A 12,819-nucleotide genomic window follows, 5' to 3' on the forward strand; every position below is an offset into this window, starting at 1 on the left:
CCACGGTGCGCCGTCACCGCACCGTCAAGCTGATAGGACGCGACCCCATCCCGTACCGGTAAGACCCTTTCCCACACCACCATGCGACAGTGCGGAACATCCGGCATTACCACCCGTTTCCAGGAGCTATTCCGGAGTACGGGGCAGGTCGGTCACGCATTACTCACCCGTTCGCCACTCTCACCCGGAAGCAAAGCCCCCAGGATCCCGTTCGACTTGCATGTGTTAAGCACGCCGCCAGCGTTCATCCTGAGCCAGAATCGAACCCTCCACAAAAAACCTTGCAGAAAGACATCGACAGATGACTCTCAAAAAAAACAATTGACGGAACATCCTATAAGGAAGGACGTTCGCACAAAAACCCCGACCCTCTTCAACGCCCCTCGGCGACTCCAGGAAAAACCCCGAAGCGAGAATCGGACTGGCAATCATTGACTATAAAGAAGTAAGTAGTACAACACACTCTTGAGTTCTCAAACCACCACCACGCCGACGGGCAAACCGAACCAACCAGAAGAAGGGGAATCAGCCCGCCGCGCTGAGCGGCAACAGGTGAATAACCTACACCACCCCAACCAACCACGCAACCCCACCCCACAACAACACCCACAAAACCCCGGAAACACACGAATCCACCGGCGTGTCGCAACACCACCGAAACACACCGGACCACCCTCCGACGCGCGTCCCACGCGCCACCTCCCGCCAGCGAGAGGAACAACACCCTCAGCCCGCCGCAGGCGGGCAGCCCCCCCCTCAAAGGGGAGCAGACTCACAGAGGTGCCAAAAACGACACCGTCCGAACAGATACGGAAAGATCCCCGGTTCCGGGAGGAATCGGGGATCCTCGGTGCTCCACGGTGTCACTGGCCGCAGAGGGCGCTGACGATCATGCGGGAGTATGCTTCGTCGCCCAGTCCGGACCCCTGCGTCAGATGGGTGCCGTCGTCGACGAAGTATTCGTCGTGGCCTTCGCTCAACCCGTGCCAGTCCATGATGCCGACGTTGTCGTGGTTCGCCGCGACCGAGCGCAGGTTGGCGTTCACCCAGTCCTGGGCGATGACGGGATCTCGGACCGTGATGAAGTACAACGGCTTGCCGTTCACGGAGGCGACCACATTCTCCAGGATCTCGGGACGGTCGACGCTGGCGCTGTTCGCGCCGAGCGCGGCGATCACGACGCGTTTGTCCTCGCCCGCGGCCAGATGCTGCTGGTAGAGTTCCGGGAATTCCGTGATCGGCCGGCTGACCTTGTTGTCCTGAATGGCGTTCGGCATGACGGTATCCATGACGCTGCGCGCGCCCAGCTCGATCGAGTCGCTGATGATCAGCGGGTCCGCGCTGCATACGCCGGTGGAGGCGTCATACGTCCATCCGGTGGTGTCGAGGTTCTTCGGCACCTTCTCCGCCACGGGGACCAGCTTCCCCGACGTGTCGGTCTGGGATTGCGAATCCGAGCTCTCCGTCTGCGTCGCCGGCTGCTTCGTCGACGGCGCCGTCCGAGTCTTCGACTGCGTGGTGCGCGCCACGACCGGACGCAGGTAGGCGGAACGGGCCTGCGCGATCGCGTTCCAATCGAGCGGAAGCACGCACAGCAACACCACGGCGATCGCACACACCACGACGATGATGTGATGGCAGACCGTCAGCACGCGGATCACGACGGCACGACGACGAGTCCTGGAATGCGCGGCGGACACGCCCGCGGCCATGACCGCAGGCACATGCTCGACCAGCTGGTAGAACACTTCGGTCGCTGCCAGTATGGCGATCGCCTGCATGGGCCATTCCCACCACGCCAGTTTGGTGGTGCGCGTCGCCGGGTTCATCATCTCCAGCATCGGATAGTGCACCAGATACAGGGAGAACGACCGCGACCCGAGATAACGCAACGGTGCCACGGAGAGGATGCGACCTGTCAGGTTGCCGGGCGACATCGCGACGGCCAGCAGCGCGGTGACCAGAATAGCCGCGAGCAGATACCCTCCACGGTAGAGGAACGCGGAATCGGAGCCGACGACGGCGTACGCCGCGACGAGCAGCACCGTCAACGCCACGCCGACGCCGTCCCAGACGTTGAAGCGACGCGAACGGTCGGCGGAGACGCCACGTCCGCGCCGGCGACGTCCGCCGTCGCGGGGACCGTCGCCGGAACCGTCGCGTTCGCCGTCATGACGCCGTGGAAGCGCCATCGCCAACACGGCTCCGCACAGCAGTTCCGCGGCACGCGTGTCCAACCCGTAGTAGACGCGGCTTCCCGCGGCGGCCGGGTCGTACAGCACCGCCATCAATACGGCCGACACGACCGCAAAGGCGACGACGACCAACGTCCTCACCTTGCGCGGCATGCCGCTGCGATGCAGCACGAGCAGGATGATCGGCCACAGCAGGTAGAACTGCATCGTCACGCCGAGGAACCACAGATGTGTCAACGGCGAGGGAAGCCCCGCCGCCGCGAAATAGGAGACGTGGCGGAAAATGGCCACCCAGTTGCTCACGAACAGCATGGACGGCAACGCGTCGGCCTGAGCTTTGGGAAGGAGGCTCGGGGCGACCAGATAGCTGGCGACCGCGGTGAGCGCGATGATCACGGCCACCGGCGGCACGAGACGCTTCAATCGTCTGACCAGATACGTGCCGTAGGACACGGTGCCGGTGCGGTCGAGCTGCCTGGTCAGACTGCGGGTGATGAGAAAACCGCTGATGACGAAGAAGACGGTGACGCCCAGAAATCCGCCTGACAGCAACGACGGACGCGTGTGATAGGCGACCACGCCGATGATGGCGAGCGCGCGCAACCCGTCGATGGCGGTAATGTGCGCGCTACTGCGTCCCCTGCGTTCCGGGATTGTCTTCGAATGATCGGCGTCGTCGACGCGCCGTGATGACGCGATACGCGCCTGACGGGGGTTCTCCATATCTCTCTACTTCCTCGATGGATGCCGTTGTCCCTCCCCCGATTGTATATGGCCGGACGACGGCCGCATGTTCCGTCGCCCGGTCTGATTGGCAGCGCGACGGCCGGTCAGCGCCCGTAGAACAGGCGGTCGGTCACCTCGCGGGCCTTGCGCATGACGGCGAGCAGGTCGTTCTCGAAATGCTGGCCGCGGTTCGCGTCGTAGCCGAGGTAGACGGCGATGCCGCCGAGCGAGTACATGTCGTCGGGCAGGATGTCGGCCTGGTTGACGCGTCCGGACCACAGGTAGTTGCCGTTGCGCGCCGCCGTGCACATCGTCCACGCGTGGCGCAGCGTCGTCGCGTCGGCGGCGTCGATGAGCTTGCGGCGTTCGAGCACGTCCAACGCCGCCAGCGTGCCGCCGACGCGCAGCTCCTTGATGTCGCCGGCGTGGCGCAATTGCATGAGCTGCACGGTCCATTCCACGTCGGACAGGCCGCCTTTGCCGAGTTTGAGATGCCGGTCGCGGCGCACGTTGCGCGGCAGTCGTTCCGCCTCCATGCGCGCCTTGAGTTTGCGGATGTCGCCGATCTCGGCGTCGGTCAGGTCGACGTGCGGGTAGCGCAGCGGGTCGGCGAGATTGGTGAGGAAGTCGCGTGCGAGCGTCTCGTCGCCGGCCGCGTACCGGGCGCGCAGCAGCGCCTGCCGCTCCCATGTGCTCGACCAGGATCGGTAGTACTCCTCGCAGGAGGCGTAGGAGCGTACGAGCGGTCCGTTCTTGCCTTCCGGCCGCAGGTCCAGGTCGAGTTCGATCTTCGGTTCCAGCGTGGTCGGCCCTTGCAGGATGGCGCGCAGATCCTCGACGACCTTGCGGGCGAACAGGTTCGCCGTGTTCTCGTCGACGCCGTCGCCGGGACGGTAGATGAGGATCGCGTCCGCGTCGGAGCTGAAGTTCACCTCGCGGCCGCCGTAGCGTCCCATGCCGATGACGGCGAGCGCGGCCGGAGCGTCGTCGGGCGTCGTGCCCCCGAATTCGCGCATCCGGTGGTTGACCGCCCATGTGAGCGCCGCGTCGATGATCGCGTCGTACACGTCGGTCATGCCTTCCAATGATGCGGCGTCGTCCATCACGCCGCTCATCCAGGCGAGTCCGATGCGTTCGATCTCATGCCGGCGCATGGCGCGCATCGATGTGGCGAAGTCGTTGATGTCGCCCGCGTTGCGTTCCAGGGAAGAGCGGCATTGCACGTCGAGGCTATCGCGCGTGCGCGCTTTGAGCCGTTCGTCGTTGCCGAGCCAGGTGACCGATTCGACGGATTTGTTGAGCGCGTCGCCGAGGAACCGCGAGTTGGACAGCACATGGCACAGGCGTTGCGCGGCGGATGTGGAGTCGCGCAGGAAGCCGAGGTATTCGCTTTCGGTGCCGAAATGCTCTTCGAGCTTGCGCCAGTTGAGCAGGCCCATGTCCGGGTTCTGGCCTTGGCCGAGCCATTCGAGCACGGCGGGCAGGATGATGCGGTTGATTTTGGCGGCGCGGCCGATGCCGTTGGTGAGCGCGATGACGTGGCGCATGGCGGCGTCCGGGTCGCCGAATCCGATGGAGCTGAAGCGTTCGCGGGCCGCGTCCTGGCTGAGATTGATCTGGTCGTCCTCCAGTTGGGCGGAGACGGGCAGCATCGGCCGGTAGTAGATGTCGAGGTGGAGGTGGCGCACTTCGCGACGCGTCTCGTCGTAGCGTTCGACGAGTTCCTCCGGGTGGAGGCGGAAGGCGCGCGCCACACGGCGCAGCTCCTGGTTCTGGTTCAACGCGTCCACGTCCACGTCGCGTTTGCGTTCGAGCCCGCCGAGGTTCGCTCCCGCGCCCAGGTCGGGGAACAGGTGGGTGCGCTTCAGCGCCCACATCTGCTGGCGGTGTTCGAGCACGCGTTCGAACCGGTAGTCGGCGGAGAGCCGTGCGGCCTGTTTGCGCGACACGTAGCCGCCTTCGGCGAGCCGGGCCAATGATTCGAGCGTGGAGCGGGTGCGCAGCGTCTCGTCGGCGCGTCCGTGGACGAGCTGGAGCATCTGCACGGTGAATTCGACGTCGCGCAGGCCGCCTTTGCCGAGTTTGATCTCACGGTCCTTGAGCGGCGCGGGGATGAGGTCCTCGACGCGTTTGCGCATCTTCTGGCAGTCGTAGACGAAGTTGTCGCGTTTGGAGGCGCTCCAGACGAACGGCCGGGTCATGTCCATGTATTCGCGGCCGAGTTCCGGATCGCCGGCGACGGGCCGGGCTTTGAGGAGCGCCTGGAACTCCCAGTTCTCGGCCCACTGCTCGTAGTAACCGCGATGCGAGTCGATGGTGCGCACGAGCGGACCGTCCTTGCCTTCGGGTCTCAGCCCCCCGTCGATCTGCCATAGGGTCGGTTCGGCGACGCCCATGATCACGGACTGGCAGACGCGCTGCAATGTGGTGCCCATCTTGGTGCCGACGCGGATGAGTTCCTGCCGCCCGATCTCCTTGTCGGCGGGTTCGACCGCGTAGATGAGGTCCACGTCGGATACGTAGTTGAGCTCCTGGGCGCCGAGCTTGCCCATGCCGATGACGACGAACCGCACGTGTTCGCTGCCGGGCACCTCGTGCCGGGCGATGGCGAGCGCGCCTTCGAGCGCCGCATCGGCCAGGTCGGACAGTTCGCGGCTGATGGTCGGCTGGATGGCGCACGGGTCGTCGGCGGTGGCGTCCTGCGCCATGATGGCGGCGAGCTGGTGCCGGTAGGTGCCGCGCAGGGCCGTCGCGGCTTCGGCGAGGGGCAGCGTGGCCGTGGGGGCGGCGGTCTCGTCCGGGTCGGCGCCGACCGCTTTGAGGATGTGCGCGCGTCGTTGCGCGTGGTTGTACAGGTGGCTGTCGCAGCTGTCCTTGGAGGCGGCTTCGACGAGTTCGGGGCGGAAGCGCATGAGTTTGCCGAGCGCGTCGGATACGCCGAGCACGGTGACGAGCCGTTCGAACGCCGCTTCGTCGGGCACCATCGTCTTGAAGTCGCGTCCTTGGCTCTGCACGGCGTTGGTGATGCCGACGAGGTTGGCGAGGGCCGCGTCCGGGTCGCACGCCCTGCCGAGCGCCGTGAGGATGAACCGCAGCCGGTCGTCCGGCACCCCGTCGGTTTTGAGCCGGTCGAACTGGCCGCGCGCGTCGTCGAGGTTCTGCAGGCCAGCACGGATGAGGTCCATGGCGGATGGCCGGAATGCGTCGTTTGCGTTCATACCTAGCTAATGTACACCGCGCCCTGCGTTAGACTGGGACGCGGTCGCAAATCGTTTCGCGGCAGGGCCCCGTTTGCGGCGGCCGATGCCGCATGTCGGACGCCGCGCCGCGCATGCGTGCCGCGGACGGTCCGGAAAGGGTATGGTCATGAACGCTGTTGATATCGCGGGCATCGTCGCCTCATGCGTGGTCGGCGTGCCGATCGGCGTGTTCTTCGGTCTGATTCCGTTCAGGAAGGACGAGCTCACCGAGGAGCAGAACAAGGCTTCGCAGACGCTCGGCGTGGTCGGCGTGGGCCTGATCGTCGTGCTGATCCTCATGAAACAGGACGCCGCCTCCTGGGCGGCGACGTTCGCGATGCTGGCCGGCGTCGCCATCGGCAAGATCCCGCCGTTGCACGCGTGGGCGCTGCGTCGTTTCCCGTGGCTGCAGCCGAAGAAGCAGACTCCTGCGAAACGTGTGAAGAAGGCGTCGAAGAAGCGGAAGTGACGCCTGTTCCCCGCATCGGAGATGAAAGGGCGGTGGATTCCCGATGGGGGAATCCACCGCCCTTCGTCGATTCATGGCCGTTCCGGAGCCGATGCGACGCCGTTCCGGGGCCGCCGGGTTCCCGTCACTCCTCCGTCTTGGTGAACAGGGGCCGCACGTTGCGCCAGATGCGGCGCGTGGTGGCGGGACGGTTCATCGTGTACAGGTGCACGCCGTCGACGCCGTGCGCGACGAGGTCGGTGATCTGCGCGGACGCGTAGTTGATGCCCGCCTCGCGCAGCGTGGGCACGTCGCTCCCCCACTTCTCGAGCAATGCCTCGACGGCGGGCGGCACGACGGTGTTGTTCTTCGCCGCCATGGAGCGCAGCGACTTCGCGCCGTTGATCGGCATGATGCCCGCCTCGATCGGCACGTCGATGCCGGCGGCGCGCGCCTTGTCGAGGAACCGGTAGAAGTCCTCGTTGTCGTAGAACAGCTGGGAGATGAGGTGCGTGGCGCCGGCGTCCACCTTCTCCTTGAGATGACGGATGTCGTCGTCCAATGAGGCGGCCTGATAGTGGCCTTCCGGGTAGCAGGCGCCGAACACCTTGAGGTCCGGCTTGCGGGCGCGGATGTAGCGCACCAGGTCGATGGCGTGCTCGAAGACGCCGACCGGGGTCTCCCCTTCGATGTAGTCGCCGCGCAGGGCGAGCACGGCGTCGACGCCGGCGTGCTCGAACATCTCCAGCGCCTCGTCGACCTTCGCCTCGTCGGAGTAGAGGGCGGTCAGGTGGGCGACCGTGGGGATGCGGTATTCCTTGCGGACCGTGTTGGCGATGCGCGCGGTGGCGGTGCGGTCGGCGTGCGTGCCGTGGCCGTAGGTCACCGAGATGAAGTCCGGGTGCATGCCCTGCAGGCCGTCGAGCGTGTCGTAGATGGTGCCGACGGGCGCGTCCCGCTTGGGCGGGAACACTTCCAGCGAGAACATCGGCTGATGCATGATTGGAGAAACCTTCCTCGATAAAGGAGGCTCCCTCGGACGAGGGAGCCTCACTCATTCATTGCGTGTCGCGGGGCGCGGTCACTTGGCGAGCTGGGCGCGCACGGCCTTGGCGGCGGCGACGAGGTGCTCGAGGCTCGGCCAGGTCTCCGCGTTGCCGCGGGTCTTCAGGCCGCAGTCCGGATTGATCCAGACCTTCTCGACGTCCATCTTCTTGAGGATCTCGCCGATGCGCTCCTCGATCTCCTGCTCGGAGGGGATGCGCGGGGAGTGGATGTCGTAGACGCCCGGGCCGGCCTCGGTCTCGAAGTTGGCCTCGTGGATGGCGTCGAGCACGACGAGGTCGCCGCGGGACGCCTCGAAGGAGATCACGTCGGCGTCCATCGCGTCGATGTCGCGGATGATGTCGTTGAACTCGGAGTAGCACATGTGCGTGTGGATCTGCGTGGTCGGCTTGACGCCGGAGTGCACGAGACGGAACGCGGGCACGGCCCAGTCGAGGTACTTGGAGTGCCAGTCGGTCTTCCTGAGCGGCAGCTTCTCGCGCAGCGCGGCCTCGTCGATCTGGATGACCTTGATGCCGGCGGCCTCCAGGTCGAGCACCTCGTCGCGGATGGCGAGGGCCAGCTGCTGGGTCTGCTGCTCGTGGGTGATGTCCTCGCGCGGCCAGGACCAGTTGAGGATGGTGACCGGGCCGGTGAGCATGCCCTTCATGACGTGGTTCGTGCGGCTCTGCGCGTACGCGGACCATGCGACGGTGATCGGCTTGGCGCGGGAGACGTCGCCCCACACGATCGGAGGCTTGACGCAGCGGGTGCCGTAGGACTGGACCCACGCGTTCTTGGTGAACAGGAAGCCGTTGAGGTTCTGGCCGAAGTACTCGACCATGTCGTTGCGCTCGAACTCGCCGTGGACGAGCACGTCGAGGCCGATCTCCTCCTGGTGCTTGATGCACGCGTCGATCTGGCCCTTGATGAACTCGTCGTACGCTTCCTTGGTGATCTCGCCCTTGCGGAACTTCGCGCGCTCGGCGCGCACCTCGCGCGTCTGCGGGAAGGAGCCGATCGTCGTGGTGGGCAGCAGCGGCAGGCCGAGGGCCTCGCGCTGCAGCTTCTGGCGTTCGGCGCGGGCCGGCTGGCGCGTGTAGTCGGCGTCGGTGAGGGCGGCGATGCGCTCGGCGACCTTCGGGTCGGCGGCCACGCGGGTGCCGTCGAACAGCTCCTGGTTGGCGGCGAGCGCCTTGTCGGCCTTGCGGGCCTCGTCGTCGGCGTCGGCGAGCGTGGCGATCTCCTTGAGCTCGCCGAGCTTCTCGACGGCGAACGCGAAGTGCTTGAGCACGGCCGGATCGAGGGCGGTCTCGCCTTCGGTGCTGAACGGCACGTGCAGCAGGGAGCTGGCGGTGGAGACGGCGACGTTCGGCGTGACCTGCTTGAGGGCGTCGACGAGGCCGAGGCTCACGGCGTAGTCGTTGCGCCAGATGTTGCGGCCGTTGACCACGCCGGCGAAGATCGTGGTGTTCCCGGCGACGCCGTGCTTGGAGACGGCGGCGAGGTTCTCGTCCTCGCCTTCGTTGAGGTCGAGGCCGATGCCGTCGAAGCCGAGCAGGTTGACGGTCTCGTACACGTCGGCGATGTGGCCGAAGTACGTGTTGAGCAGCACCTTGATCTTGCCGTCGCGGGCGGGCAGGATCTTCGTGTAGAGGCTCTTGAACAGCTCCACGTCGCCGGGCTGCTTGTCGAGCACGAGGAACGGCTCGTCGATCTGGATCCACTTGGCGCCGAGCTCGTTGAACTTGGCGAGCACCTGGGCGTACACGGCGGCGACCGCGTTCACGAGGCCCTTGTCGAAGGTGAGTTCCTGGGCGTCGTCGTCGCGGGCGAGCTTGAGGAACGTGTACGGGCCGATGAGCACCGGCTTGGTCTCGATGCCGAGCTCCTTGGCCTCGAGGTACTCGTCGAACGGCTTGGTGCCGTTGAGCTTGATCTCGGTGGACGGCTCGATCTCCGGCACGATGTAGTGGTAGTTGGTGGTGAACCACTTCTTCATCGGCAGGGCGGTCACGTCGCCCTTGTCGCCCTGGTAGCCGCGGGACATGGCGAACAGGGTCTCCTCCGGCTCGGTGAAGCCGAGGCGCTGGTAGCGCTCGGGGATCACGTTGAGCAGGATCGCGGTGTCGAGCAGCTGGTCGAAGTAGCTGAAGTCGTTGCTCGGGATGAGGTCGACTCCGGCGGCGGCCTGGAGCTTCCAGTGCTTGGCCCTGAGCTCCTTGGCGGTGGCGTGCACCTCGTCGAGCGTGGCGTTGCCCTTCCAGTAGGCCTCGATGATCTTCTTCAGCTCTCGGTTCTGACCGATGCGCGGGAACCCGGACACGGACGTGAGTGCAGCCATGAATCCTCCATACTGCTAACGTTAACGAAACGGCTTTTCAACCCGCCCAGCCTATCAAACACATCCGCAAACAGGGTCATCAGCAACACTTAAGTGTCGCTATCAATCGGCTTTATAGCGCCGTTTTTCGACCTTGTTCAACGAGCGCTTGGCAACCGGACGAATACACGAGCGGCGAGTATACGCCGCCCGCGCCGCCGTCGCGCCTCCATGACCATATACCGGTTGCCGTCCGTGTCCGAACCGACGTCACACCGGCCGTGCCGGTCCCGGCGGGCGGCCGTCTCAGTCGAAGTCGGAGGAGCTCATCACGGCGAGCAGGTCGCCGGAGTGCACCTGCCACTGCTTGAACGGCTTGTCGGAACCGAAAATCACGACGCCCGCGGTCTGGAGCCCCAGATTGAGCAGGTCGAGGCGTTCCGGATCGGAATCGGAGGAGGCGAGCCACTGGCTGGCGATCGAGACGGTGGGCTCGTGGCCGAGCACCATGAGCACGCGCGCCTTGTCCTTGACATGCGTGAGCTCGTCGAACACGGCCTGCATGCCACCGTCGTAGAGGCTCTGATGGTAGTCGACCTTGGGCTTGTCGCCGAAGGTCTTGAGCATCTTGCCCAGGGTCTGGCGGGCGCGCGTGGCGGCCGAGCAGGCGATGGCATCGGGCGTGAGCTTCATCTCGGCGAGCCCCTTGGCGACCTTCTTCGCCTGCTTGAGCCCCTTGGACGTGAGCTCGCGGCCATAATCGCCCTCCGCCCCGAACGGCTCCGCCTTCGCATGCCGCATGACGATCAGGATGTGGTCGTAGCCTTTGGCCCGCTTCGCGACCTTGTTCGGATTCACTCCCATCTTGGGCCTCCCAGCCTCGATGTCCTCGATGTCCACCGCCCGCGTGTCGCACGCGTAAGCGGTCACGAATTCATCGTCCGATTATACGTCCGCTCGCACGCCCACGCATCATGCGGGAGCCCGCGTATCATCCACGCGTCCACGGATCCGCAGTCGTGGTCAGGCGTCGAGCGAACCCACCTGGCGGTCGAGGTCGCGCAGCACCTTGCGCAGCTTGCGGTCGGAGATGTCGCGCAGTTCGAGGTCCTCCAGCTGGGCCTCGCGCTCCTCGGAGGTCATCTCGTCCACGTCGGTGACGGTGTCCTTGGCGGGGCGTTCGCGCTTCTTCAGCGCCGTGAAGCCGTCGGCCATGGCGCGCGCGACGACGAGGAACCCGGTGTGGCCGATCATCTGGTGGTCGGGGCGCACGGCGAGGCCGGCGACCTTCCAGCTGCGTTCGAGCGTCTCCTGCACGGCCGGCTCGGTCCACCGCCCGGATTCGCGCAGCGCTTCGACCATGCGGCTCATCTGCGTGGTCGTGGTGATGTAGGCGACGAGCACGCCGCCGGGCGCGATCACCCGCCACGCCTGTTCGAGACGGTTCCACGGGTCGAGCATGTCAAGCATGATCCGGTCGTAATGATGTTCGGGCAGTCCGGCCGCCACCGTGTCGAAGTCGCCGGTCCTCAGATCCCACCACGCGGGCTTTGCGCCGTAGTAGAGCGTGGCGTTCGCCTCGGCGACGCGCGCGAAGTCGGGCCGCAGCTCGATGGTGGTGAGTCCGCCGGTCTCCCCCACCGCGTCGAGCAGGTTGACGCTCATCGCGCCCGATCCGGCGCCGGATTCGAGCACGCGATGCCCGGAGCGGATGTCGCCGAGCTGGATGACCTGCGCGATGTCCTTCGGGTACATGATCTGCGCGCCGCGTGGCATGGACAGCACGTAGTCGGCGAGGCGCGGGCGCATCACCGCGTACTGCCATCCGCCGATCGCGCGCGCCGCCTTCCACGGCTTGCCGGCGTCGCGCTCCGGGTGGAGGGCGTTGACCTGCGCCTCGCGTTTCGCGGTGACGGTGGTGACGACCACGCCTTCGGTCCATCCGATCACGTCGTCGTGCAGGATCAGGCCGTGTTCGGTCTGCGTGCTGCCTCCGGCGACGATCTGGTCGGTGATCTTCTTGCCTTTGCGGTCGGTGAACTGCACCTTCTCGCCCGCCTGAAGCGGTCCACGTCGCATGAACGGTCTCCTTAGCTGTCTGCTGTCGCTGTCGTTCCCGCCAAAAGTCGACGGAACGTCGACGGGAATACGGTCATCGTGCCCTATCGCGCGGACTATCGCGCCGGCCGCCAGCCGGTCGCGTCGGCGAGCGCGTCCAGCGCGGCGGCGTACGAGCCGTCGGCGCGCATGTCGTCGAGTGCGTCGGCGATGTCGGCGGCGAGCGTGACGGCTCCGGCCTGCACGGCGATGCCGTAGCGCACGCTCCCGTAGCGCACGCCGTTCACGCGTGTGACGAGCGCGCCGCCTTCGTCGCGCGCGAGTCCGGCGAGCGTGACGGCGTCGCCGGCGATCGCGTCGGCGGTGCCGACCATGAGGTCGGTGACGCATTGCGGGTAGGTGTCGCGTTCGCGCACGTTCGCCCGCGGCGCGACGGCGAGCAGCGCTTCTTTCGCGCCGCTGCCGGCGACCGTGCAGACGGACTTGCCGGCGAGCGCGGCGACGCCGTCGATGCTCCCGGCGTCGTCGGGACGTGCGAGCAGTCCCTGCCGCGTGGTCAGGTATGGTCCGGCGTAGGCGGCGTGGTCGTCGGAGGCGACGTCTTTCGCGCCGTTGCCGTCGTCCTTGCCGTTCGCACCGTTGCCGCCCTCCCCGGCTTCGGCGGGCATCGGCATGCCGGCGACGACCATGTCGACAGTGCCGTCGGCGAGCAGTTCGAGCCGGTTGGCGGGTTCGACCTGCTTGAAGACGATCTGCTTGTTCGCGTATCCGAGTCTTTTGGCGACG

Annotated in this window: 8 protein-coding genes and 1 rRNA gene; 1 reads left to right on the forward strand and 8 read right to left on the reverse strand. The window is 66.2% G+C overall.

Annotated features, from left to right (window positions below):
* From Uis4E_RS11025 to Uis4E_RS11040, 3 genes are all read right to left on the reverse strand, one after another.
* Positions 1-276: ribosomal RNA gene (locus Uis4E_RS11025) — 16S ribosomal RNA — on the reverse strand; the annotation flags it as partial.
* Positions 277-863: 587 nt separating this feature from the next.
* Positions 864-2,918, reverse strand: a complete 2,055-nt coding sequence (locus tag Uis4E_RS11035; protein WP_101623206.1) for an acyltransferase family protein — start codon at positions 2,916-2,918, stop codon at positions 864-866.
* 107 nt (positions 2,919-3,025) lie between these two features.
* Positions 3,026-6,139 (reverse strand): bifunctional [glutamine synthetase] adenylyltransferase/[glutamine synthetase]-adenylyl-L-tyrosine phosphorylase, encoded by a 3,114-nt coding sequence (locus Uis4E_RS11040; protein WP_101623207.1) that lies wholly within the window; start codon positions 6,137-6,139, stop codon positions 3,026-3,028.
* A gap of 148 nt (positions 6,140-6,287) precedes the next feature.
* Between Uis4E_RS11040 and Uis4E_RS11045 the strand changes: the two genes are divergently transcribed.
* On the forward strand, positions 6,288-6,629 hold the full coding sequence (locus Uis4E_RS11045; protein WP_101623208.1) for a hypothetical protein: 342 nt from the start codon (positions 6,288-6,290) through the stop codon (positions 6,627-6,629).
* A gap of 124 nt (positions 6,630-6,753) precedes the next feature.
* On the opposite strand, the gene metF is transcribed toward Uis4E_RS11045, so the two are convergent.
* The 5 genes from metF to Uis4E_RS11070 all read right to left on the reverse strand — a co-directional run.
* A complete protein-coding gene (gene metF / locus Uis4E_RS11050) occupies positions 6,754-7,608 on the reverse strand; it encodes a methylenetetrahydrofolate reductase [NAD(P)H] (RefSeq protein ID WP_101623209.1) in 855 nt (284 codons plus the stop codon).
* Positions 7,609-7,689: 81 nt separating this feature from the next.
* The gene (gene metE, locus Uis4E_RS11055; protein WP_101623210.1) at positions 7,690-9,996 is read right to left on the reverse strand and encodes a 5-methyltetrahydropteroyltriglutamate--homocysteine S-methyltransferase; all 2,307 of its coding nucleotides are present in this window, start codon (positions 9,994-9,996) and stop codon (positions 7,690-7,692) included.
* Between the two features lie 285 nt (positions 9,997-10,281).
* On the reverse strand, positions 10,282-10,839 hold the full coding sequence (locus Uis4E_RS11060; protein ID WP_101623211.1) for a SixA phosphatase family protein: 558 nt from the start codon (positions 10,837-10,839) through the stop codon (positions 10,282-10,284).
* Between the two features lie 159 nt (positions 10,840-10,998).
* Entirely contained in the window at positions 10,999-12,054 is a 1,056-nt protein-coding gene (locus Uis4E_RS11065; protein WP_101623212.1) for a tRNA (adenine-N1)-methyltransferase, read from the reverse strand.
* 95 nt (positions 12,055-12,149) lie between these two features.
* A partial coding sequence (locus tag Uis4E_RS11070; protein ID WP_101623213.1) for a type 2 periplasmic-binding domain-containing protein occupies positions 12,150-12,819 on the reverse strand: 670 nt, incomplete at its 5' end.

The organism is Bifidobacterium parmae, assembly GCF_002860365.1.
Lineage (GTDB): Bacteria > Actinomycetota > Actinomycetes > Actinomycetales > Bifidobacteriaceae > Bifidobacterium > Bifidobacterium parmae.

Excerpts from the sequence above, each read along its gene's own strand:
- Uis4E_RS11035 (WP_101623206.1), bottom strand. The coding sequence starts at position 2,918 with ATGGAGAACCCCCGTCAGGCGCGTATCGCGTCATCACGGCGCGTCGAC.
- Uis4E_RS11040 (WP_101623207.1), bottom strand. The coding sequence starts at position 6,139 with ATGAACGCAAACGACGCATTCCGGCCATCCGCCATGGACCTCATCCGT.
- Uis4E_RS11045 (WP_101623208.1), top strand. The coding sequence starts at position 6,288 with ATGAACGCTGTTGATATCGCGGGCATCGTCGCCTCATGCGTGGTCGGC.
- metF (WP_101623209.1), bottom strand. The coding sequence starts at position 7,608 with ATGCATCAGCCGATGTTCTCGCTGGAAGTGTTCCCGCCCAAGCGGGAC.
- metE (WP_101623210.1), bottom strand. The coding sequence starts at position 9,996 with ATGGCTGCACTCACGTCCGTGTCCGGGTTCCCGCGCATCGGTCAGAAC.
- Uis4E_RS11060 (WP_101623211.1), bottom strand. The coding sequence starts at position 10,839 with ATGGGAGTGAATCCGAACAAGGTCGCGAAGCGGGCCAAAGGCTACGAC.
- Uis4E_RS11065 (WP_101623212.1), bottom strand. The coding sequence starts at position 12,054 with ATGCGACGTGGACCGCTTCAGGCGGGCGAGAAGGTGCAGTTCACCGAC.